Here is a 23008-nt window from a genome sequence, read left to right on the forward strand (position 1 = left end):
GTAAGAACATGTCTACAAAAGCCGAAAGAACCTCAGCCTATATTATAGAGACCGTTGCGCCAATCTTCAATAAGTTGGGATATGTTGGCACCAGCATGAGCGATCTTACAGAGGCCACCGGTCTTACCAAAGGTGCGCTTTACGGAAATTTTGAAAACAAGGACTCCTTGGCCATGGCAGCCTTTGAATATAATAGCAAAAAACTACTTTCTAAGATAGATGAGGTATTGGATACAGATGGCAACTGCCTACAAAAGATGTTTGTGCTCACCAACTTCTACCGTCACTATGATACTTTTGTTAAGGAATTAGGGGGCTGCCCTATCTTGAACGTAGGAGTGGACGCCAATCACAACAACTCACAATTATTGGCCGCCACTCGCGAGACCATAAAGAATATAGAAGGTAAAATAGCCCTAGTTTTGGAGAACGGACTCAATAACAATGAAATAAGATTGCCTGTAACCCCTCTTCAATTTGCCAAACAATTGTACACTATGATACAGGGCGCCGTTGCCATGGCAACGATTACCGCCGATAGAAAATACCTACTGAACACTATTGCCTATTTAGATCAATTGATCATTAGGGAAATAAAGAAGTAAAAGATTCTTGTATGGTATTCTTTTTGGGTATTACTCTCCTATTACCCTAAAAATCCATGTTTTATCCGTGTATTGTCCGTCATATTTACTATCGCGGGCCGCTTCTGCCTCTTGTAGGGTATCAAACCGTTCCAAATAAACATAGTTATATTTTGTTCTTGGCAAATAGAACGATTTAGCGTTTATACCTTTCTTTTTCAGACTATTAAGAAATATATCATGGTATCTACTAGATCCGTAAACATTGGCAATTAGATAAAACCCAGCCTTTTCACCATCAATTTTCTCTGCTTCTTCATAATGTCCTTTGGTTACCGGTAGACCTGCCTCTTTTCTTGCTGCAATCCTATCCAGATCTGCTTGGATTTTATTAGCCCTTGCTACCTCCAATTGTTTTATGGAGTCTAACCTTTTCTGCTCCTCCAACTGTAATGCTTTTTCCAATGCAAGGGCTTCCTGCTCTTCCTTTAATCTTTTTGCCTCGGCCAATTCCTGTGCCAATCGCATTTCCTCTTCCATGGCCTTTCTGCTCTTCCTTTTTCTGCGTTTTTTCTTTTTAGCACTCTTTGCCTTGTTTTTCACGGCCAAGGCTTCGGCCTTTGTCAACTCTTCTTTAATCTTGAACTCTTCCTCTGCATCTTCCTTCTCCAATCTAGCAGGGTCCTCCCCCAACACATCATCCTCCGCATCAAACCCTACTACTTTTTTACGGTCATCCGGCCTACCCAACGTAAATGCCGCAATAAGCTCAAAACTTGGATCCATATCCTTAAGCTCCGGATCTGTACCATATTCTATTAGCGCCCCTAAGGATAAGCGCTTAAAAAATCTAGCGCCCAATCCTCCCGAAATACCATAAAAACTATTATATCCGCCTTGAATCCAAAATTTATTCGTAGACAATAGCGCATTAAAACCAACTTGCGTATCCGCATATGGCACTGACCGTATATAAAGCAAAGGCAATAGGTAGGCATCGTCTACTCCAGAAAATAACGTTACTGGCAAACGATAATCTATTGTCCCCATGTATATTTTCTCGTCCGACTCCGTAGCTATCTTATTGGTAGAAAAATTATAATCCACAAGATTTTCTGCCGTAAAGCCAATACCTAGTCCGTCTACAGAAAACCGTAGCCCCGGGGCAAATTGCATAATAAAGGTATCGGACAGCTCCAATTGTGGCAATAGAATATTTGGATCAGGCTGATATCGATCGTCTGCCAATTCACTATTGAACCCAAAAATATTCAAACCAAGGGACAATTGCATATTGTTATCAAAATCAAAGGAATAGGCATAGTTCAATACAGCTCCTGTATTTAAAAATACCCCTGTATTGTTCTGTATAAACCCTATACCAATGGCCGACTGTGGAGTTAATTTCCTTGAATAATTTAAAAATATTGAGGTTGGGTCACCATCTACCGTCTGCCATTGATATCGGGACCAAAATGCAAGGGACTCCGGATGGTTTCTATCCAACGAAAAAACAGGGTTAAACAAACTGGAATTGAATTCATTCAAGTTATGCTGCCTTATATCTGTAGGTACAACAACATCTTGAGCATGCGAAAAAAATACTGCAAGCAGAAAAACGTAGATAGTGTTCTTTTTCTCCATATACAAAAGAACAAAAAACTACCTGTACTACATACTTTTTTGATGTAATTTTAGTTACATTATTAGAATAAACCTTTACCAATATCAGAATCGACCATGAAAATAATAAAACTGTTATTAATTCTATCGTTTACATTGGGCATATTGGGCTGCAAAGACGACCCTCAACCCCCGTTAGAAATTGCAGAAGACACCATATCAACCTATTACTTCATAAGACATGCAGAAAAAGATAGGAGTGACCCACAGAATGTTGATCCCGAATTAAACCAAGACGGATTGGGACGTGCCATAAGATGGGCCGAAGTATTTGACCCTGTTGATCTGGATGCCATTTATATTACCGATTTTGAGAGAACCGCCATGACTGCTGCCCCTACCTCCATCAAAAAAGAAATAACCCCTCAATACTACGACCCCAAGGTTATGATCATCAACGAATTTAAACGCCAGAACTTAGGAAAAAATGTACTGGTCGTAGGTCATAGCAATACCACCCCAGAATTTGTCAACCAAATGCTGGGCGAAGAGAAATACTCCCAAATGGATGATTATGACAATAGTAGTTTGTTTATTGTCAGGATCATAAATGGCAAGGCCACGGACATCCGGCTAAAAATGGATTAATGCAATGCCGATGCCGATACGTTAATTTGCTCCAGTTCTATTTTGGAAAGCAAATTTAAGCTGCCAAGTGCGTAAAGGCTATCCACATCATAAATTGACGTTTTTTCTTCGGAGGCCTCATAATTCTCATAATCAACAAAGCGAATACCTCCAATATAACGCTCATTATAAGCTGCCCTAAAGCGTATTCCCCCACCGTTAACATGAAATAGATAGGCTAAATAAGTAGGCTTAAATGTCTTCTTATCAAACCAGTAGAGGTATATATCATCATAATCATCACCTCCCCCTTTTTTATCAAAACTTATCTTTACCTTGTAAAACTCCCTATCCTTGATTTTTGTCTCACCTAAGAGCTCCTTGTTTACAGCTGCATCGTTTAGTCCATAGGGCAAATTGGCAAAATAATGGACAGAATTCACCGAATTGGCGTATAAATTGGCGAGTGAATCGTTTAAAATAACCAGACTGTCGTTGACAAAACGTCTAAAATCCTGGTTGGTTCTCACATCTACCACCTCCAAACTATCGGTTTTTTTGATCCGTTTTAGTATCTTTTTCCCATCTTTCCATTTGGAAGCATAATGCATATCCCTAAACTTAAAGGAAATATCGTTAGTTTTATAGCGCTCCCCTCCACTTACTTTTATAGAGCGATCTACAATCTCCTGAACAGACATAATGGTCTTGGTCTTACCCTTACACGAAAGAACAATTAATACAATCGCTAATGCATAACTAAATTTCATCTACTAATATGTATTTTATAATAAGGTTTGCCTACCCATTCCCTTTACACTGACAAACCCTTCTAATTTCATAAGATTAATCGTAAGCTACTTTCATTCATTACAAAAATTTATACCAAACCCTTCATTTACTTATAAAATCAATATCTGGAGGCTAATTGCCAATTGAATAATTGTTTCTATTTTTGCTATCATATGCAGAAAAAAATAAACATAAAGAATAAAAGGGCCCGGTTTGATTATGAATTACTGGACACTTACACTGCCGGCATTGTATTGTCTGGTACCGAAATTAAATCTATCCGGGAAAGTAAGGCTTCCATATCAGAAAGCTTTTGCGAATTTAATGAGCTGGGCGAATTGTTCGTTGTGAATATGCAGGTAGATGAATACTCCCATGGCACACACTACAACCACAAACCTAAGGCAGAGCGAAAGCTTCTACTAAACCGTGGAGAACTTAAAAAGTTACAAAAAGAAGTAAAAAATACCGGCCTTACCATAATTCCCTTAAACTTATTTCTAAATGATAGAGGCTTGGCCAAACTGAACATTGCCCTGGCCAGAGGAAAGAAATTATATGACAAACGCGAAACAATCAAGGATCGGGATAATAAGAAAAACCTGGACAGAATTAAGAAAAGCTTCAATAATTAAACCTTAAACTAGTTTTTGTCCTCCAACAAGGGAACAAAACGGAATGACCCCAGTTCTTTTTTTTCAAATTCTTTGGCAGATTTCCTTACAAACAAGGTCATAATCTGTTCATCAGTTCCTACTGGTATTACCAGTCTACCACCAATTTTCAGCTGGGCCAGCAAGGGATTGGGCACAAATGGAGCGCCAGCCGTAACAATAATACTATCAAAAGGAGCTTCTTCGGGCAAACCTTTATAACCGTCCCCAAAAATTACTTTTTTAGGCCTATAGCCCATCTTTTTAAAGAAAAGGTTGGTTTTCTTAAATAGCTCCAATTGTCTTTCTATTGTATAAACCCTTGCTTTCAGTTTTAACAAAACTGCCGTTTGATACCCACTTCCGGTACCTATTTCCAACACTTTATGATTTGGCTCTACCTGCAAGAGCTGCGACTGAAAAGCTACGGTATAGGGCTGGGATATAGTTTGATCGGCACCTATGGGAAAAGCCTTATCCTGATAGGCATGGTCTTCAAAACTACTATCCAAAAATAGGTGTCTGGGCACCGCTCTAACGGCATTTAAAACGGCAGTATCCACAATCCCCTTATCCAAAAGGATGTCTGCCAACTTGTTACGCATGCCACGATGTTTAAAGGTATCTTTCAATTGATTGGTTTTGGTCTGTAAAGTTAAAAAATGATACATTTAAAATAAAGAAAACTGATAATATATCATGGTGCAATCTACCATCTTTGCCATTGCCATCCTCCAATAATAAAACATTTTTCTCAAAATAAATTCACCTTATCCGTACAATGTCCATAAAAACCCCTCTATAGCAAAAACCGAATAATCCGCTATAGCGTTTTAGGGTACAGGTGAACTTTTGCTTTTTAAGGTACTTAACTTGCAAACTATCCTTATTTTTGAAGAAAATAATTAAATATGCTTAATGTTGGCGTCCTTGGAGCAGGACATTTAGGAAAAATACATTTACGACTCCTTAATGAGTCCAAGAAATACAATTTAGTGGGTTTTTATGATCCCGATGTAATCAATGGTGAAAAAGTAGCAGCCCAATTTGGTTACACTTTTTATGACAACATCAACAAACTTATTGATGAAGTTGATGTAATAGACATTGTTACCCCTACCCTTTCACACTTTGAATGCGCCAAAAAGGCTATGGAAAAGGGGAGGCATGTATTTATAGAGAAACCCATCACCAACACTTTGCAAGAAGCCGAAGAATTATTGATTCTGGAAAAGAAATATAATGTAAAAGGACAGGTGGGCCACGTAGAACGGTTTAACCCTGCCTTCATGGCCGTAAAGGACAATATTAACAGTCCTATGTTTATTGAAACCCATAGACTGGCAGAGTTTAACCCTAGAGGTACAGACGTCCCGGTTGTATTGGATCTGATGATCCACGATATAGACGCCATACTTAGTGTGGTTAGCTCTGAAGTAAAACACATAACAGCCAGCGGAGTCTCGGTCATTAGCAACTCACCGGATATTGCAAACGCCAGAATTGAATTTGAAAACGGCTGTGTAGCCAATCTAACAGCCAGCAGAATTTCCCTGAAAAACATGAGGAAGTCCAGGTTTTTCCAAAGAGATGCCTATATATCTGTAGACTTTCTTGAAAAGAAGGTCGAAGTTGTAAAAATGAAGGATGCCCCTGAGAAACCGGGAGATTTTGATATGATACTGCAAAATGCGGAAGGGGTAAAAAAACAAATATATTTTGAGAATCCTGATATTCCCACCAACAATGCAATTCTTGATGAATTGGAAACCTTTGCCGATGCAATAAACCAAAATACCGTTCCTGTTGTGACCTTGGAGCAAGGCACTAAGGCACTAAGGGTGGCTTTGGGAGTGATAGCGTCTTTCCAGAAGTAATTCACAACCCCAATATACGGTCCGGCAAATTGTCTTGGGACAGTTTTATAGACCATAATAAAATGCAAAACCTAAAACCAATGAAAAAAATAGCAGTCATAGGAGCCGGAACAATGGGTAACGGAATTGCCCATGTTTTTGCACAAAACGGTTATAAAACCAATCTAATCGACATTTCACAAGACTCCTTGGAAAGAGGTATGGCTACCATAAACAAGAACTTGGACAGGATGGTAGCAAAAGAGATTATAACGGAAAAGGAGAAAGAAAACACTATAAAAAACCTTAACCAGTATACCGATTTGGCCCAAGGTGTAAAATCTGTTGATTTGGTAGTCGAGGCTGCCACCGAGGACACGGATTTAAAAATTAAGATTTTTACGGACCTGGATCGTTTATGCGATGCAGACACCATATTGGCCACCAATACCTCGTCTATTTCCATTACCCAGATAGCCGCCGCCACCAACAGGGCCGGAAAAGTCATTGGAATGCACTTTATGAACCCAGTTCCCATTATGCAATTGGTTGAGATTATCAGAGGCTACAACACCACCAATGAGGTTACCCAAACCATCATGGATCTCTCCAAAAAATTGGGTAAAACCCCCACGGAAGTAAATGACTACCCAGGTTTTGTAGCCAATCGTATATTGATGCCAATGATAAATGAAGCCATTGAAACCCTATACAATAACGTTGCAGGGGTCTCCGAAATAGATACGGTGATGAAATTAGGCATGGCCCATCCGATGGGCCCCTTGCAATTGGCAGATTTTATAGGTCTGGATGTTTGCCTGTCTATCTTAAAGGTAATGTACGACGGCTTTAAAAATCCGAAATATGCCCCATGCCCCCTCCTGATCAATATGGTTAGAGCGGGTAAATTAGGTGTAAAATCCGGGGAAGGGTTTTATGACTATTCAGAATCCCGGAAAGCGGAGAAAGTTTCAAAACAATTTAGTTGATCCATGCTTGCCTATTAGTAATATACCAAATCAATGTCCTCCCTGATACGTTTTTAGTTAATACCCAAAAACTACAGCAAATGCCCATTAAAGATAATCTAATAAAAATAAAAGAATCTATTCCATCCCATGTAACCTTGGTAGCCGTTTCCAAGACCAAACCCCTTGAAGATATTATGGAGGCCTATGAGGCCGGTCAAAGGATTTTCGGAGAAAATAAAATCCAGGAAATGACCCAAAAATGGGAGAAACTGCCCAAGGATATACAGTGGCATATGATTGGACATATACAACGCAACAAGGTAAAGTATATGGCAGAATATGTGTCCTTGATCCACGGAGTTGACAGTCTAAAACTATTGACCGAAATTAACAAACAAGCAAAAAAATACGATAGGGTAATTCCATGTCTTTTGCAAATTCACATTGCAGAAGAAACTACAAAATTTGGTTTTGACGCCAGTGAACTGGAACACATAATTACTCCTAGCACGCTTGCACAGCTCACCCATGTCAAAATTGTTGGGTTAATGGGCATGGCAACTTTTACACAAGACACCCAGCAGATTAGAAAGGAATTTAAACACCTGAGATCCCTATACGAAAAAGCAAAAAATAAGCTCCCCTATATATCAATTCTTTCTATGGGAATGAGTGGGGATTACAAAATAGCCATTGAAGAAGGCAGCAGCATGATACGTGTGGGCAGCAGTATATTTGGGGCCAGAAATTACCACTAATACTTGCTATTTCCTTGACAGGAGAATATGTATCTTTGTTTAGCAATCCGAATTAGAATTCATACATGTACGTCATATTAGATATTGAAACCACAGGAGGGAAATACAATGAAGAAGGAGTCACCGAAATTGCGATCCACAAATTTGACGGGCATACAGTAGTAGACCAATTTATAAGTCTGGTAAACCCGGAAAAGGACATTCAGCCCTTTGTGGTAAATCTCACTGGTATCAACAACAATATGCTTAAAACGGCCCCAAAATTTTATGAGGTGGCCAAGCGGATTGTGGAAATTACCGAAGATGCCGTGATTGTGGCACATAATGCACAATTTGACTACCGTATATTACGGACCGAATTCAGGAGACTAGGATATAATTTTGAACGTAAAACACTATGCACCGTTGAACTGTCCAAACAATTATTACCAGACCAGGACTCCTACAGTTTGGGCAAATTGGTACGTTCACTGGGTATTCCCGTAAGTGACCGTCATAGGGCCAATGGCGACGCCTTGGCTACATTAAAATTATTTAAGCTATTACTTTCAAAGGATCTGGACAAAACCATTATAAAGAATGTATTAAGAACAGAAACGCAAGGAGAGCTATCTCCCAGACAATTGGACATGGTAGACCTATTGCCCTCTGAAACAGGGGTCTACTATATGCATAATAAGGATGGGGATATTATTCTTTTGGGCAAAAGTAGCAACATAAAAAAAAGGGTGAACCAACACTTCACCAATAATAGTCCCAAAGCCAGAAAGCTTCAGAAGGAAACGAAAAAGGTAACTTTTGAAAAAACAGGTAACGAATTGGCCGCCCTGCTGAAGGAAAATGCCGAATTAATACGGAACAAACCAAAATACAACCCCTTTTATAAAAAAAGGCTTTTTTCACACGGCATCTACCAATCTTTCAACGAACAGGGTTATGCCGTTCTGACCGCCGAAACCATTAAACCAAAAAAAAGACCATTCGCTACCTTTAACAGCTTACAGGCTGCGGAGAATTTCCTTCACAGGATCAGGGAAGAATTTCAGTTGTGCAATAAGCTAAACGGACTATCAAAAGCCAAAAAGCAGTGCTCCCATTATGATGAAAACAACTGCCTGGGGGCCTGCGTTCAGAAAGAGTCGGCAGACCAATACAACAAAAGGGTTAACCAAGCTATAGAACAATATAGTTTTAACAATAAGAGCATCTTGATCATGGACAAAGGCAGGGAAATTGGAGAACGCTGTGGGATTGCCATAAAAGATGGCACTTTTATAGGCATGGGGTATTTTAATCTAAACTATCAGATTAATAATATGCATATATTGGAAACCATAATTACCCCTATGGATGGAAATGATAATACCACCCATATTATCACATCTTATCTTAGAAAAAAGAAGGTTTTAAAAATTTTGGAATTAAAATAGTAAAATTTGAAAATTAAAAAAAGTTGGAAACATAAGATCCATGAGGTAATCTACGGGACACACACCCCGGCCGGAAAACTGTTTGACATAGTTCTTCTCATTATAATCGTCTACAGTGTAATCATCGTAATGCTGGAGAGTATCCCAGCCTATGACGAGCGGTATCATAAATTCCTAAACCTTTCGGAATGGGTGGTAACCATTTTGTTTTCCATAGAGTACATTTTACGTATTGTTTCCATCAACCGCCCAAAAAAATATATTTTTAGCTTTTTTGGTATTATCGATCTATTATCCACCATTCCCAAATACCTAGCCCTGTTTCTTGTGGGCTCCCAATACCTTACGGCCTTTCGCATCCTGAGGTTGTTAAGGGTGTTTAGAATTTTAAAACTGGTACGTTTCGTAGGGGAATCAAACAATCTGGTGAGAGCTCTACATGCGAGTAGGACTAAAATATTTGTTTTTGTTTTCTTCGTGATCATCATATCTGTTTTATTGGGAACGGTAATGTATATTGTTGAAGGCCCCACCCACGGCTTCTCTAGTATTCCCCACAGTGTATATTGGACCATAGTAACCCTTACCACAGTGGGCTATGGCGATATTTCCCCAGAAACACCCTTGGGACAGTTTATAGCTACTGTGATCATGATCATTGGTTACGGAGTTATTGCGGTGCCTACAGGAATTGTTTCGGCAGAATACGCCTCGGGCATATCCAAGAAAACCAAGAAAAACCCTGGAAGGGCCTGTCCTGAATGTGGTACGGAAATTATGCGCGTGGATGCCCACTATTGTAGGGAATGCGGGCACAGATTAAATGACGAAGACTAATGACTAACAAGACCCTCATATCAGTCGTAGGGCCAACGGCCATTGGCAAGACCGCTTTGGCCATTAAGGTGGCGGATTATTTTGGTACAGAAATTATTTCAGCAGATTCCAGACAGTTTTTTAAGGAAATGCGTATTGGGACAGCAGTCCCATCACAGGAAGAGCTGGCGAGCGTTCCCCATCACTTTATTCAGCACAAAAGTATTTTTGAACCCTATAGTGTAGGTGATTTTGAACGGGAAGCCCTTTCCAAACTAGAATTCCTCTTTAAGAAAAAGGATGTTGTAGTAATGGTAGGCGGCAGTGGCCTTTATGTAGACGCCGTAACCCATGGATTGGACCATTTTCCCAAGATTGACCCAGAAATACGCCAAAACTTGAACGAACAGCTTTTAAACAAGGGGATAACAAGCCTTCAAGAGCAATTAAAAACCCTAGACCCTACATACTATGACAAAGTTGATCTTAACAACCCACATAGGCTTATTAGGGCCTTGGAGGTGTGCCTAGGCACTGGTGACCCCTTCTCTTCCTTTTTAAAACGGTCCAATATTAGCAAAAGGCCTTTCCGTACCGTTACATTGGGCATAAGTGCTGCCCGTGATATAATCTATGACCGTATAAACCTAAGGGTAGATCTGATGATGGATGAAGGCCTCTTACAAGAAGTAGAAACCCTGGAACAGTACAAAGACCTTAATGCCCTACAAACTGTTGGTTACAAGGAATTATTCCAATATCTTAAGGGCGATATTGATCTGGAAACAGCAATAGGGGATATTAAGAAAAATACCAGAAGGTTTGCCAAAAGGCAATTAACCTGGTTAAGAAAAAAAGAAGATATCCTTTGGATTGATTATAAGTATGACTTAGCCGCAGTTTTAAGTAAAGTGGAACAAAATATCACGGGATAATGAGCGCTACAAATAAGAATATACTTTTCATTATTGGTGTTTCCGGAACCGGAAAATCAACCATCGGGGAAATGCTGGCCAAGGCACTCAAACTGCCTTTTTATGACGGGGACGATTACCATTCGGAATCCAACATAAAAAAAATGGCCAATAAAAACCCGTTGACCGATGAAGACCGCCAGGAATGGTTGGCCACTTTGAATAAATTAGCCCGGGACAAAAGGGATACCGGGGCCGTAATTGTCTGTTCGGCATTAAAAAAATCTTATCGAAAAATATTGGCTAAACAAATTGAATCACAGGTAGTATGGGTTTCCCTAGAAGGCTCCTTTGAGCTGATAATGGATCGTCTACAAAAAAGAAAAGGACATTTTATGCCTTCGGAATTGCTACGCTCCCAATTGGATACTTTTGAACCCACCACAGAAGCCATAAAAGTGCCCATTACGGGTAGCCCCAAAGAAATAGTTGATAATATATTAAGGGAATATGACGGAACCAAATAAGTCTTTAATGAGACTTTTGTAGCAGCATCCTTAAAGTTAGGGAGACATTAGGAGCGTGTTCACTTTTTTTGGCGGGATCCGTTAAGCCGGCGCATGGGGCTGAAGGTTACAACTATGACAAATCACAAATAAAAAGCGCCAAGTCAGATTTCTGCTTGGCGCTTTAAAATATATTATGTTCGGCAAATTTATTCGTCCTTTACCACAAGCCTAAATCCTTCTCCGTGAATATTTAATATCTCAACGTTTTCATCTTTTTTCAAGTATTTACGCAATTTAGCGATATAGACATCCATACTCCTTGATGTAAAATAGTTATCATCTCGCCAAATCTTGGTCAAAGCCAATTCCCTGGGCATCAGATCGTTCTCATGTAAGGCCAATAACCTAAGCAATTCATTTTCCTTGGGGGATAATTTAATTGCATCCTCATCCTTATATTTTAAAAATCTCAATTTTGAATTTAACTGAAACCCTCCAATCTTAAACTCAAACTGTTTACTATCTGCCAAAGAATTGGATGACTTCCTCTGAATTATCGCTTTCAATTTCATTAAAAGCACTTCGGAATCAAAAGGTTTGTTTAAGTAATCATCAGCTCCCGCCTTGTACCCCTTAAGCACATCTTCCTTCATGGTCTTGGCCGTTAAGAATACTATGGGAACATTTTCATTCTTCTCCCGAATCTCCTTAGCCAGTGTAAATCCATCCTTGTAGGGCATCATTACATCCAAGATACAAACATCAAAATTGTCTTTCTTAAATTTCTCAAAACCTTCCATTCCATTTTTAGCCAACGTAACATCAAAATCGTTCATGGCCAAATAATCCTTTAGCACGATTCCAAAATTGGGATCATCCTCTACAAGTAATACTTTTTTATCTGCTGTTTCCATTATCGTTTTATTAAATTAAAGGTAGTTTTATATAAAAAGTGCTTCCTTTTCCTTTTTCACTCTCCGCATAAACCTCACCTTGGTGATCATCTATTATTTTTTTCACATAAGCTAGACCCAATCCGTGACCCTTAACGTTGTGTATATCTCCAGTGTGTTCCCTATAGAACTTTTCAAAAACTTTTTTCAGTACCGCCTTGCTCATTCCAGCACCTTGGTCCTTTATTTTTATAATTATATAATTGCTTACCACTTCGGTAAAAACATCTATTTTAGGCGCTTGGGGCGAATATTTCACGGCATTGTCCAAAATATTCACAATTACATTTGTAAAATGCATTTCGTTGGCCAGCACCTCTGAACGATCTGCTTTTAAATGGGTTTTAATATAGCCGCCTCTGTCATCAACAATTAGCTCAACATGGGTAATGGCATCGGCTATTATGTCGTGCACATCGGCCCTATCCTTACTAATATCCAACTGGTTTTTTTCCAATTTGGAAATTCGCAATACATTCTCTACCTGGGCATGCATTCGTTTATTTTCGTCCCGGATCATCAGCAAATACCGCAACACCTTATCTTTATCCTGGATTATCTTAGGGTTTTTTATAGCCTCTACTGCCAAATTAATTGTTGCTATCGGGGTTTTAAACTCATGCGTCATATTATTAATAAAGTCCGATTTTATCTCGGAAATCTGTTTTTGTTTTATCAATTGATATATGGCGCTGGAATACGCTATAACAATAACCAATGTAAAGGCCAATGACAAAATGGCCATTCCCAGAATGGACTGTATTAGGAACCTTTTCTTTTTAGGAAAGGTAAGCAATAGGGAAAAATTGGTGTTTCCTTCACTATCCTTAAACAAGGGAGCTTTGTACAGCGTGGTTTCGGAGAATTTAAATTTTTTAGATTTAACCTTTGTGGGCAACCCCTTACTGTAAACCCCATATTCATAGTCAATAGTAATACCCCTATTCTTTAGCTCTCTGCTGAGAAACAATTCTATTTCCTGTTTGGATACCCGTTTATGGATAGACCTGGATTTGGCCTGCTCCCTAAAAACATCATCCAAAGCCGCCTTATCCACAGAAGAAAGACCTCCTATTTTTTCCAGCTTTTGGACGGGTGTCAAAGAATACTGACTACCATCCAAACCAAAATCCTCTTTATATATTTCAGTTTTCCTGGTGCTCGTAATATTCCTAAAGGTTGTTGTGTCCAAGCCTATATCAAAGAACGTAGAGGCCATATTATAGTCCTCCTCGAGAATACCATGGGTATAAAATCGGATTTCATTGGAGTTAATATCCCGATCAAAAAAAAAGAAATTCTTAAGATGGGTGGCCTTGGGCTTTCCCACACTATCCTTTAATCTGTAAAATTCATCAAGATAATCCTGTACCTCTCTTTTTTCAATATCCTCTACAACCCTATTTAGAATTTGATTGACCGTATTTGAAAATTGCTCCTCCTTATCCTCTACCGATTTATTGATCCAATAGCTTTGGACAAAGATAATCCCTATTAGGGAAAGGCTCATTAATACTACCAATAAACCAAATAACCTCTTATTCATTTATTAACAAAATTAAAAATTTAACATTTAGCGGATTGTACGTTTAACCTAACCTTAACAAAAATGTTAAAATAATGCTCTTAAGCCCCTAATTTAAGTAGTTCTTGGTGGATCCGCATCACCTCATGTCGGGTTTTCTCTAGCTCTATATTTGCTATTATGAAGTCTGAATACTTCTCTTTTTGACTGTCGGGCAATTGATTTTTTATCCGCTGCTCCACCTGGGCTTCGGTACTACCGTCCCGGTGCATCACCCTACTTATCCTTGTTGGGATCGGCGCCGTTACCAATATTATTTTATCGTAGAATTCACGGTTTCCGTTCTCAAAGATAATAGCAGCTTCCTGAATTACGTACTGCGCTTTTTGACCCTTGGACCAACCCAAAAAATGCTCCCTAACGGCAGGGTGCACAATACCGTTCAAAGCCTTTAAAAGACCCTTGTTCCCAAACACCTTCTTAGCCACATAATCCCTATTGAGCTTCCCGTCAAGGTAACTCTGCTCTCCCAATAACCCTTGGATCTCTTTTTTAATATTAGCAGAAGAATTCATTAGATTTTTAGCCTCCACATCGGAATTATAGACCGGCACCCCCAATTCCCTGAACATATTGGCTACGGTAGACTTTCCACTACCTATACCTCCAGTAAGCCCTACGATCATCATTGTCTCTTGAGTATAAATTCCACTTTGTTCGTCCTTAGTTGTACCACAGTAATACTGTCCGGTTTTTGTGTCAGTTTAAGTTCCAATACATTATCGCTATTCTCTTTTATATTGGCATAATCTGCGGTAACGGAAAAATCTGTTTTTTCCAACTCCTTTATATGACTTAAACGTCCTCGACATAAAATGGAGACCATTTCGGGAAAAGTTCGGACCACAACCCCGTTGGGCACATTGACCACCTCAACAGGCACCTCAAAGACCCGCTCGGAGAATTTAAACACCTTGGCCGACACCCTTACCTGGGTATGTGAAAATTTAGTGTTTTTAAGTTCTTTGGGGAGGTTTAATTTTATATCCCTTGATACATCCGAGTTGAGTTTTTGCAACTCCAAAGACCTGGTAAATACCCTTTTTAAGGTGTCTATTTCTTTTTCGGGACCTATGACGGTAATGGAATCTGGCTGCAATTGAGGCTGCTTATCCATCAGAAAATGTTGATCCAGGTCCATGGTTACCTTAGACAAGACAGGAACCTTCTTTGTATACAGTCGCTGAAAATTAAAAAATAGCGTATCCCTATCCATATCTACTATGGAAATAAACTTGGACAACTGATTTTCTATCTGATTTTTATACCTAGAAGGGGAAACAAAATACTTGGAACCCTTTTGTTCCAGTTCAGACAAATCCACTTCTACCGTTTTATTCTTAAATCCAAACATAAGAAATTGAAAACCACTGGCCCTAAGCCTTACCTTTATGTTTTTTTTTGAAACACTGTTCAATAGCAAGCTATCGGGAGTACTGCCGTAGTATAGATCAAAGGTGGCGTTATTGGTATATTGATCTCCCAATTTCCCTACAAACCAAGCTAGACTGGAACCTAAAAGAAAAACTAAAAATAGCTTTGCTTTCCTTTTGTTGATTCCTTTTTTTATACTTTCTATCAAGGTATTATTTGGTTTTAAAAAATAATTTTGGAAATAATTCCTTAGGCGCTTTTTTGCTAAACAATAGCAGTAATGTATTCTTTAAAAAGCCATAGCCATATCCCAAAAATTGAATTACTACCGCGACCAACGATAAAAAAGCAACTTTTATGCTTTTGTTGGTCCAATAGGAATGTACAAAAAGTACACCAAAATACAAGGCATAAAAGTAAAGAGGCCAGGTAACTCCCAAAACCAACAAGCCAATGGCTACCAACAAGCCAAAACTAAAAAGGGTAGGAAACCAATAGGTAAGCTTTGCCGTTCCCGGGTGCCACTTATTTAATATAGGTCTTACCATACCAAATTTCTTGACCTGCAAATAGAACTTATTCCAATTTATTCTACGCTTATGATAAACAAAGGCCTCAGCAATCAATTTAGTGTCGTAACCGGCTTCCCATATTCTAAAAGTAAGATCTGGATCTTCACCTGGGTGAATATTTCCATAACCACCGGTTTTCTGAAAAACAGCCTTGGATATTCCCATATTGAAACTCCTGGGCTGAAATTTACCCACTGCTGCCTTGTTGCCCCTTATCCCCCCTGTTGTCAACACAGAGGTCATGGCATAATCAATAGCCTTTTGTACAGTACTGAAAGATTGGTGCGCTGCATCCGGTCCACCATAACAATCCACATAATCATCATTCAAGGACCTCTCTACAACAGACAGGTATTGTGACGGGATAATACAATCCGAATCCAGGACTATGTAATAATTGCCCTTGGCCCTCTCCATACCATAATTTCTTGAATCCCCAGGACCCGAATTCTTCTTTTTTAGGTAGGTAATGGCCAATTTGTCCTTAAATTTTTCCACTACACTCTCCGAACTCTCCGTAGAACCATCTTCCACAATAACCACCTCAAAGGGCTTTTGGTAATCCTGTTCCGAAAGACTGCTCAACAATTCATCCACCTCATTGGGCCTATTGTATACGGGGACGATAAAAGAAAAGGAAAGACTCATTATTGCTTGCTAAACTACTAAAGGCTAAACCAAAAACGGTCCAAGGTTACCTGATATCCAAAAAAGGTATCAATACCCATTATTGACCAAAATTGGCTTAAGCCCAAATTAAATGTTTATTTTATTCCGAAGGACCCAACATTACTCCAATTACCTATTCAGTGAACTTTTCAACCACTTCCTGACTTACTCCTGTATTAGAAAATCCACCATCATGAAATAGGTTCTGCATGGTCACCTTCCTTGTAAGATCGGAAAACAAAGTTACTGTATAGTCTGCACAATCCTGGGCTGTAGCATTTCCTAAAGGAGACATCTTATCGGCATAAGAAATAAAATTACTAAAACCTTTTACCCCCTGCCCGGCAGTAGTAGGCGTAGGTGATTGGGAAATAGTATTTACCCTAACCTTCTTCTCTTTACCGAAAAAATACCCAAAACTACGGGCTACAGATTCCAAATAGGCCTTGTTATCTGCCATGTCATTGTAATCTGGAAAGGTCCGCTGTGCTGCTATATAGGTCAAAGCTACAATACTCCCCCATTCATTCATAGCATCTGCCTTGTAAAGGCTTTGCATGGTCTTATGGAAAGAAAGGGCGGAAACATCCCATCCCTTGGTAGTAAAATCATATTTTTCATCGGTATAGGCCCTACCTTTACGTACGTTGACCGACATCCCGATGGCGTGCAACACAAAATCGATCTTACCCCCTAATATTTCCATTGATTTGGCAACCAAATTGTCTAAATCCTCAACGCTTGTGGCATCGGCCGGAATAATTTCCGAACCGGTTTTTTTTGCCAATTCATCTATTTGCCCCATACGCATTGCAATGGGGGCATTGGTAAGTACAAAGCTACCACCTTCTGCATGTATAGATTCGGCCGTTTTCCATGCAATTGAATTTTCATCAAGTGCTCCAAAAATTATTCCTTTTTTTCCTTTCAATAAATTAAAAGCCATGTGCTATATTCTTTGTGTATATGAGAGGTCAAAGATATTAAAATTAGTTGGCAGTCCGTAAAAAGAAGTAATGCTAAAGATCAAAATAAAGGCTATGCCCCTTAGGGTTAAAAGAAAATAACTTTTCACAAGAAGTCTAACACTATGGTATTACCAGAACAGTTACAGTAAACCTAAAGAAATAGGGCTTCCTAGTTATTATACGCAAAAACCAATTAATCCAACAACTGTCGGGCATGGGCAAGAGCAGAGTCGGATAGTGTTTTGCCCCCAAGCATTTCGGCCAATTCCATAATTCTCTCCTCTCCGGAAAGTCTTTTCATTTTGGTATTGGTACCCATAAGCTCCTCTTCCTTATACACTTTGTAGTGTTGTGCGCCTTTGGCAGCTACCTGAGGTAAGTGGGTAATAGAAAACACTTGCATGGTATTGCCCATATCCTGCATAATATCTCCCATTTTATTGGAGATCTCACCTGATACGCCCGTATCAATCTCATCGAACATCAGGGTTGGCAATTGCACATATCTGGCCAGGATAGCCTTAATGGTCAACATAATCCTGGAAAGTTCCCCTCCTGATGCTACCTTTTTTAAGTCCCCATATGCGGACCCTTTATTGGCCGAGAACAAAAAAGTAAGCTCATCCCTGCCGGTTGGTTTAAACCCCTTGGAGGATTCCAGTTTTATTTGAAACGTAGCACTGGCCATTCCCAATTCTACCAACGCATCTTCCAACTGTTTTTTTAGCTTTGGAATAATAGAAGACCTCTTCTTACTAATATGGTCAGCCGCCGTTGTCAGGGATGCCTCCAGCGCTTGCAGTTCCTTTCGTTTTCGTTCAATATCTGTAGCAACATTTTCCGTGGCACTTACCGTAGCGGCCAACTTATCCCTAATCTCCAACAGCTCTTGAATATCTTGGGCCTTGTGTTTCTTTTGGAGATCGTATAGCAATTGAAGCTTGGCCCCTACCTCCTCCAACAACTTAGGGTCGGCCTCCACCTTATCACCCAACAAATTAAGTTCGTTGGCTACATCGTCCAGCTCTATCAACACAGACTTGATCCGCTCGTTTATATCGGTATACTGATTACCAAAACCTGCAAGTTTATTGGACACTTGGGTGAGTTCAGTCAATACATTTACCACTCCCATTTGCTCATCATTCAACAGCTGCTGCCCATGTGACAAATGCTCCAAAATAATCTCAACATTATTAAGCTGCTCATACTGCTCTTCCAATTCTTCCAGTATGCCTAATTTTAAAGGTGCCGCATTTAATTCCTGCAACAAAAAACTATTATACTCATGTTCTTTGGTTGCCTTGTCCTGATAATCTATCAACGCGTTCAACTCCTTTAAAGTAGATTGATAGGTTTCCAGTTTAGCTCTATATTTTGTTAGAGCTTTCTCGTTATCAGCCAAGGCATCTATAACCTTTAACTGAAAATCGTTATCCGCCAGTCTCATGGTTTGATGCTGAGAATGAACATCTATCAATTGCGCCCCTAATTGAGACAATATATCCAAGGTAACGGGAGAATCATTGATAAAGGCCCTGGATTTGCCACTGGGCAATATCTCCCTTCTAATTATGGTCTTTTTTTCATAATCCAGATCATTGTCTTCAAAAAAAGATTCAAGACCATATTTAGAAACCTCAAACTCGGCCTCTACAATGCACTTGCTATCCTTCACCCGAAGTGAAGAAAGATCGGCTCTTTTGCCCAATACCAAGGACAATCCGCCCAAAAGTATAGATTTACCAGCTCCGGTTTCCCCAGTAATAACCGTAAAACCATTGGTAAACGTAACGTTTAAATGATCTATTAAAGCGTAATTTTTTATGGATAGGTTTGTCAGCAATGCTTAAATTCTAATATTGCCGTAAAGATAATTTATATTGCCTTGGAAAAAAATGGGAATTCAAAAATTCTTGGACTCAAATATAAACACCCTATGCCATAAGCTTTGTAAAGTATCCTTTAAGGACACCAGCAACTAATACTTTATATCGTTCCAAGTGGAGGAATAAAGCGGTGCAATCTTATTTAAGGTCTGTTTAAGCTGAACTATATCTACCTTGGGGCCGTCTGAAAAGATATTTTGAATTTCTTCCGATTTGGCGTCAAAGAAGGTTTGGATCAAGAAGGCATTGGGGTGCCTGCTCACCATGGTCTCGAACAATCGCATGGTACCGGCCACCACTTGTTTTCCCGTACTGTTGTTATCTGCCAAGACATCCAATCCCTTTCTATGGTAATTATACATAGCTATACGGAATTCCCGGTAGGAGTTAGACATTAAATTATCTACCAATTCAAACCGGCTACGCTCTCCTGAAGTTTGGGCCCAGCCAGAATATCCGGCACTTTGGGACAAGGTAACTATCTGTTGTGCCTTCTTATAAAATTCACTTCCCCCTTCCAAGGAAAAGGTATCTGCATCCAATCCCAATATAATATACACATAGTAGGACACAACACCTACCAAGTTGGAATCTATATTATTTTCATTAAATATTAGAGGTTGGAATTCTATATAATCAAAACTAAACTGATTGTCCTTATAATTAAAAATAGGGCTCTCATAGGAGGTATTAAAAACCGGTCTTGACGATTGAATCTGAATATTACCCTTAAAGCGATTGGAATCATACTCTGTTATGGTAATGAACATCTGGGCATTTACCCTTTCATTTTCCTTATAAATCCTATTAGACCACCTATTCTTGTTCACAAAATCGTTCAAGGAGCGCTCCAAGGTCTTAAAAATCTGTTGATTGGTTTGCCCTACTTGATCCGAATTTATGGTGACCGCACAATTTAATTCCTGGCCGTACATTGTAAGGCAAATGATAAAGAAGAGACTGCTAAGAAGTAGATTACGCATGGATCCTGGACGTGATTTCATTTAAAATATCCAAAGCCACTTCCGCCTTGGTTTTTAACTCAAACGTTTTTATCTCCAATTTCTTATCTATGAATGATATTTTATTGGTAATCTTTCCAAATCCAGCACCGGAATCGTTAAGGGAGTTTAAAACAATGGCATCCAAATTTTTCTTTTTCAATTTCCCGATGGCATTTTCAACCTCATTTTCGGTCTCCAATGCAAAACCAACCAAAAACTGCTTTTCTTTACGTTCCCCCAAGGAAAAAAGAATATCCTTATTCTTAATTAGCGGTATAATTAGCTCTTCCGTATTTTTCTTTATTTTTTGATTGGCCATGTTTTTAGGCCTATAATCCGCTACCGCCGCCGCACATACTGCTATATCCATATCCGGGAACAAGGCATGGGCCTCATTGAACATTTCCTCGGCGGTTGTTACCTTGATAAGACTTACGGAGGAATGTTGTATGCTTAGATGGGATGGACCGGAAATTAAAAATACAGTAGCGCCCAGATTGGCAGCTTTCCTGGCCAATTCATACCCCATGAGTCCGGTAGAATGGTTGCCTATAAATCTCACAGGATCTATAGCCTCATATGTAGGTCCGGCTGTAATGAGTATTTTTTTTCCCTGCAACGGCAGTCCCTCCCCAAGGTGCTGCATAAGAAAAGTCACCATCTCCTCCGGTTCGGCCATACGTCCCTCTCCTATCAAACCACTGGCCAACTCCCCTGAGGTGGCCGGAATCATAATGTTTCCGAAGGAGGCCAAGGTTGAAAAAGATGCAACAGTGGATGGATGTTTAAACATATCCAAATCCATGGCCGGAGCAAAATAAACCGGGCATTTGGCCGACAGGTAAGTGGCCATCAACAAATTATCGCAAATGCCATTGGCCATTTTAGACAAGGTGTTGGCAGTTGCAGGGGCAATCAACATAAGATCTGCCCACAACCCCAACTCAACATGGTTGTTCCAAGAAACACTACCATCCTCTTCGTTCACAAAAGAGGACAACACAGGGTTCTTGGATAAGGTTGCCAAGGTTAAAGGGGTAACAAAAGAGCTGGCGCTATCCGTTAAAACAACCTTAACGCTAGCGCCAGCTTTAATAAGCAATCGGACTAAAAAGGTAGTCTTATAAGCTGCTATACCTCCAGTAATGCCTAAAAGTATATTCTTACCACCTAGCATCCTTTATGATTCTTTCTCTGTATTCCTGTGATAGATTTTATCATCCAACCACTCCTTTACGGCCAAGGCGTGGGGTTTGGGTAATTTTTCATAAAACTTGGATACCTCAATCTGTTCCTTGTTTTCAAAAACTTCCTCCAAACTATCGCTGTAGGTTGCAAATTCCTCCAACTTCTCCAAAAGCTCTTTCTTAATTTCAGAGTTTATCTGCACTGCTCTTTTTGCAGCTATTGAGATGGCCTCATATATGTTGCCGGTCGGGGCGTCAAATTCATTTCTATTGATGGTAACAGTAGAAACTGGGGCCTTGGAGTTTTTTAAATCGTTCATATTCATAACAAAGGTATTTATTTGGAATAATTCTGTAATTCTTTTTCTAATTTCTCCAAAGTCTTGTTGGCTTCCTTAAGATACTTGGACTCCGGAAAATATTTTACAAATGACAAATAAGCGTCTTTGGCATCGTTTAACCGTTCTTTCTTTAGAAACTCGTAGCTATTAAGTGCCAAATTGGTGGCTGCATCAAACTTATAATATAAAGCATCTTCCCTGTAAACGGAACCTGGATTATCTGAAATAAAATTATCAAATGCAGTAACAGCCGGTGTTAAGAAAGTATAATCAAACTCCCCTATTGTGTTAAACTGTTTAGCTATTTCAAAAGACTTTCGCTCCTTCTTTGTTGTTAATTCCTTTGCCATAATATTGGCTTCCACCAAATACTCGGAATCCGGATGGGTATTGATAAAATTCTGCAATTTCACCAAGGCCTTATCGGTATCTGTTTGATCCAAAGAATAATTGGGAGACAGCTCATAATAACTTTTGGCTCCGTAAAACGCAGCTTCCGCTGCCTTATCGCTCTTGGGGTAGGATTTTAGGAATCTTTCAAATTGATATCCGGCCATGTTATAATCCCGCGTCTGAAAATACGAATCCGCAAGGAAGAACATCACCCTTTCCCCCTGTGGTTTCCCAATATACTTAGGTGCTATTTGCTCCAATAATCTGTTGGCCCTTTTAAAATCGCCCTCGTCATAGAATTTTTCGGCCATATCATATTTGGCCTTCACATCCTCATTTTTAAGTACCTTCTGGTACTCGCTACAGGAATTTAAGACAATTGCTATAAGTAAAAAGGAAAATAAACGCTTCATTATTAAAAACATTTTGCAAAATTAAGGATTCTAAACGGATATAAAAAACATTTTTATCTCGCTAAAATAGCCCGCTCACCTACCAACGACAACATATTTATGCAAGTTTTAACGTTGTTGTCCCAGA

Annotated in this window: 24 protein-coding genes; 10 read left to right on the plus strand and 14 right to left on the minus strand. The window is 39.4% G+C overall.

Annotation, left to right across the window (positions count from 1 at the left end; all coding sequences use genetic code 11):
- Positions 1 to 8: 8 nt before the first annotated feature.
- Positions 9 to 605, plus strand: coding sequence for a TetR/AcrR family transcriptional regulator (locus EHW67_RS15675; protein WP_126163332.1), 597 nt, complete (start codon positions 9 to 11; stop codon positions 603 to 605).
- A gap of 30 nt (positions 606 to 635) precedes the next feature.
- On the opposite strand, the gene EHW67_RS15680 is transcribed toward EHW67_RS15675, so the two are convergent.
- A complete protein-coding gene (locus EHW67_RS15680; protein ID WP_126163333.1) occupies positions 636 to 2228 on the minus strand; it encodes a PorP/SprF family type IX secretion system membrane protein in 1593 nt (530 codons plus the stop codon).
- 96 nt (positions 2229 to 2324) lie between these two features.
- Between EHW67_RS15680 and EHW67_RS15685 the strand changes: the two genes are divergently transcribed.
- Positions 2325 to 2855, plus strand: coding sequence for a histidine phosphatase family protein (locus EHW67_RS15685; RefSeq protein WP_126163334.1), 531 nt, complete (start codon positions 2325 to 2327; stop codon positions 2853 to 2855).
- Here the strand turns inward: EHW67_RS15685 and EHW67_RS15690 are convergent.
- Positions 2852 to 3604, minus strand: coding sequence for a DUF6503 family protein (locus EHW67_RS15690; protein ID WP_126163335.1), 753 nt, complete (start codon positions 3602 to 3604; stop codon positions 2852 to 2854). The two genes, EHW67_RS15685 and EHW67_RS15690, sit on opposite strands and share 4 nt — an antisense overlap.
- Positions 3605 to 3799: 195 nt before the next feature.
- On the opposite strand from EHW67_RS15690, the gene smpB reads away from it, so the two are divergent.
- Positions 3800 to 4261, plus strand: a complete 462-nt coding sequence (gene smpB / locus EHW67_RS15695; RefSeq protein WP_126163336.1) for an SsrA-binding protein SmpB — start codon at positions 3800 to 3802, stop codon at positions 4259 to 4261.
- A gap of 8 nt (positions 4262 to 4269) precedes the next feature.
- On the opposite strand, the gene EHW67_RS15700 is transcribed toward smpB, so the two are convergent.
- On the minus strand, positions 4270 to 4911 hold the full coding sequence (locus tag EHW67_RS15700) for a protein-L-isoaspartate(D-aspartate) O-methyltransferase (protein WP_126163337.1): 642 nt from the start codon (positions 4909 to 4911) through the stop codon (positions 4270 to 4272).
- A 279-nt stretch (positions 4912 to 5190) separates the two neighbouring features.
- Here EHW67_RS15700 and EHW67_RS15705 point away from each other — a divergent pair, with 279 nt between their 5' ends.
- The 7 genes from EHW67_RS15705 to EHW67_RS15735 all read left to right on the plus strand — a co-directional run bounded on the left by EHW67_RS15705 (position 5191) and on the right by EHW67_RS15735 (position 11551).
- Positions 5191 to 6156 carry a Gfo/Idh/MocA family protein gene (locus EHW67_RS15705; RefSeq protein ID WP_126163338.1) on the plus strand — a complete coding sequence of 322 codons (966 nt, stop codon included), beginning with the start codon at positions 5191 to 5193 and terminating at the stop codon, positions 6154 to 6156.
- Between the two features lie 80 nt (positions 6157 to 6236).
- Entirely contained in the window at positions 6237 to 7124 is an 888-nt protein-coding gene (locus EHW67_RS15710; protein ID WP_126163339.1) for a 3-hydroxyacyl-CoA dehydrogenase family protein, read from the plus strand.
- Between the two features lie 80 nt (positions 7125 to 7204).
- On the plus strand, positions 7205 to 7864 hold the full coding sequence (locus EHW67_RS15715) for a YggS family pyridoxal phosphate-dependent enzyme (RefSeq protein WP_126163340.1): 660 nt from the start codon (positions 7205 to 7207) through the stop codon (positions 7862 to 7864).
- Between the two features lie 65 nt (positions 7865 to 7929).
- Positions 7930 to 9294 carry an exonuclease domain-containing protein gene (locus EHW67_RS15720; protein WP_126163341.1) on the plus strand — a complete coding sequence of 455 codons (1365 nt, stop codon included), beginning with the start codon at positions 7930 to 7932 and terminating at the stop codon, positions 9292 to 9294.
- 6 nt (positions 9295 to 9300) lie between these two features.
- A complete protein-coding gene (locus tag EHW67_RS15725; protein WP_126163342.1) occupies positions 9301 to 10131 on the plus strand; it encodes an ion transporter in 831 nt (276 codons plus the stop codon).
- Complete coding sequence (gene miaA / locus EHW67_RS15730) at positions 10131 to 11045, plus strand: tRNA (adenosine(37)-N6)-dimethylallyltransferase MiaA (RefSeq protein ID WP_126163343.1); 915 nt, start codon at positions 10131 to 10133, stop codon at positions 11043 to 11045. Before EHW67_RS15725 ends, miaA begins: the two co-directional genes overlap by 1 nt.
- Complete coding sequence (locus EHW67_RS15735; protein ID WP_126163344.1) at positions 11045 to 11551, plus strand: gluconokinase; 507 nt, start codon at positions 11045 to 11047, stop codon at positions 11549 to 11551. The genes miaA and EHW67_RS15735 overlap by 1 nt, the downstream gene beginning before the upstream one ends.
- Before the next feature lie 188 nt (positions 11552 to 11739).
- On the opposite strand, the gene EHW67_RS15740 is transcribed toward EHW67_RS15735, so the two are convergent.
- From EHW67_RS15740 to EHW67_RS15790, 11 genes are all read right to left on the minus strand, one after another.
- A complete protein-coding gene (locus EHW67_RS15740; protein ID WP_126163345.1) occupies positions 11740 to 12447 on the minus strand; it encodes a response regulator transcription factor in 708 nt (235 codons plus the stop codon).
- A 10-nt stretch (positions 12448 to 12457) separates the two neighbouring features.
- A complete protein-coding gene (locus EHW67_RS15745; protein ID WP_126163346.1) occupies positions 12458 to 14032 on the minus strand; it encodes a sensor histidine kinase in 1575 nt (524 codons plus the stop codon).
- Positions 14033 to 14112: 80 nt separating this feature from the next.
- Positions 14113 to 14700, minus strand: a complete 588-nt coding sequence (coaE, locus tag EHW67_RS15750; protein WP_126163347.1) for a dephospho-CoA kinase — start codon at positions 14698 to 14700, stop codon at positions 14113 to 14115.
- Positions 14697 to 15653 (minus strand): CdaR family protein, encoded by a 957-nt coding sequence (locus tag EHW67_RS15755; protein ID WP_126163348.1) that lies wholly within the window; start codon positions 15651 to 15653, stop codon positions 14697 to 14699. The genes coaE and EHW67_RS15755 overlap by 4 nt, the downstream gene beginning before the upstream one ends.
- 4 nt (positions 15654 to 15657) lie before the next feature.
- The gene (locus tag EHW67_RS15760; RefSeq protein WP_126163349.1) at positions 15658 to 16665 is read right to left on the minus strand and encodes a glycosyltransferase; all 1008 of its coding nucleotides are present in this window, start codon (positions 16663 to 16665) and stop codon (positions 15658 to 15660) included.
- A 154-nt stretch (positions 16666 to 16819) separates the two neighbouring features.
- Positions 16820 to 17632: an enoyl-ACP reductase FabI gene (locus EHW67_RS15765; protein WP_126163350.1), complete on the minus strand. Its 813-nt coding sequence runs from the start codon at positions 17630 to 17632 to the stop codon at positions 16820 to 16822.
- Between the two features lie 215 nt (positions 17633 to 17847).
- Entirely contained in the window at positions 17848 to 19500 is a 1653-nt protein-coding gene (gene recN / locus EHW67_RS15770; RefSeq protein ID WP_126163351.1) for a DNA repair protein RecN, read from the minus strand.
- Positions 19501 to 19635: 135 nt separating this feature from the next.
- Positions 19636 to 20526, minus strand: coding sequence for a type IX secretion system protein PorD (porD, locus tag EHW67_RS15775; RefSeq protein ID WP_126163393.1), 891 nt, complete (start codon positions 20524 to 20526; stop codon positions 19636 to 19638).
- Entirely contained in the window at positions 20519 to 21724 is a 1206-nt protein-coding gene (gene coaBC, locus EHW67_RS15780; protein WP_126163352.1) for a bifunctional phosphopantothenoylcysteine decarboxylase/phosphopantothenate--cysteine ligase CoaBC, read from the minus strand. Before coaBC ends, porD begins: the two co-directional genes overlap by 8 nt.
- A gap of 3 nt (positions 21725 to 21727) precedes the next feature.
- Positions 21728 to 22060, minus strand: a complete 333-nt coding sequence (locus EHW67_RS15785; protein WP_202911998.1) for a DNA-directed RNA polymerase subunit omega — start codon at positions 22058 to 22060, stop codon at positions 21728 to 21730.
- An 11-nt stretch (positions 22061 to 22071) separates the two neighbouring features.
- Positions 22072 to 22881, minus strand: a complete 810-nt coding sequence (locus EHW67_RS15790; protein ID WP_238389962.1) for an outer membrane protein assembly factor BamD — start codon at positions 22879 to 22881, stop codon at positions 22072 to 22074.
- Positions 22882 to 23008: the final 127 nt, after the last annotated feature.

Origin of the sequence: Arenibacter aquaticus (assembly GCF_003957295.1) — a bacterium.
Classification (GTDB): domain Bacteria; phylum Bacteroidota; class Bacteroidia; order Flavobacteriales; family Flavobacteriaceae; genus Arenibacter; species Arenibacter aquaticus.